The 1,006-nt window shown below is 65.9% G+C and carries 1 protein-coding gene; it reads left to right on the forward strand.

The window, feature by feature from the left end; genetic code table 11:
• Positions 1–921, forward strand: a 921-nt coding sequence (locus ABFX36_RS18895) for an IS1380 family transposase (RefSeq protein ID WP_346077820.1), incomplete at its 5' end; no start/stop codon positions are given.
• Positions 922–1,006: the final 85 nt, after the last annotated feature.

Below are 1,006 nucleotides of genomic sequence, written 5' to 3' on the forward strand. Positions count from 1 at the left end.
CACTCGGAGAAGGAGCAGGCGAAGCCAACCTATAAGCGGGGCTTCGGTTTTCATCCGTTGATGGCGTTCATCGACCACGGGCCAGACGGGACCGGGGAGGCCGCTGCGGCGATCCTGCGGCCCGGCAACGCCGGTTCCAACACCGCCGCCGACCACATCACGTTGACGCAGAAGATCCTTCAGCAGGTTCCCGGCATCGGGTCTCGGCCCGGTAAGTCGATCCTGATACGCACCGACTCGGCCGGCGGCACCCACGACTTCATCGATTTCCTCGCCCGCCGACGCCTGTCGTATTCGGTCGGGTTTCCGTTGAACGAGACGATCGGTGACCTCATCGACCGGTTGCCGAAGAAGGCGTGGACCCCGGCCTACGACCCGGACGGTGAACCCCGCAAGAATGCTGACGTTGCCGAACTGACCGGAGTCCTGGACCTCTCGGGGTGGCCGGCCGGGATGCGGGTCATCGTCCGCCGTGAGAAGCCGCATCCGGGCGCCCAGCTGCGGATCACCGACCGCAATGGGTGGCGCCTGATCGCGTTCGCCACCAACACCACCGGTGGCCAGCTCGCCGATCTCGAGGTCCGGCATCGGCGGAGGGCCCGCTGCGAAGACCGTATCAGGATCGCGAAAGACACTGGCCTGACGAACTTTCCACTCAAAGGGTTCGCGCAGAATCAGATCTGGCTCGCCGTGGTCGAGGTGGCGTGCGATCTGCTCGCCTGGACCCAGATGCTGGCTTTGGCCGGTACCGCAGCGCGCCTGTGGGAACCCAAGAAGCTGCGCATGCGACTGTTTGCGACCGCGGCCCGCCTGACTCGTCACGCCCGCCGACTCCGGCTTCGGTACGACCGGCATCATCCGTGGAGTGGTCTGCTCGCTGCCGGTCTCGAGCGGCTGGCCGCCTACCCGGCTCCCGGCTGACTCGGTAGCCGAGCCCTGACCTTACGAGATGAAAGAACCTGCTCTTCCGGTGATGTGGAACCCGGACGTATCCGACGATCGGCGG

The organism is Gordonia cholesterolivorans (assembly GCF_039531975.1).
GTDB classification, from domain to species: domain Bacteria; phylum Actinomycetota; class Actinomycetes; order Mycobacteriales; family Mycobacteriaceae; genus Gordonia; species Gordonia sihwensis.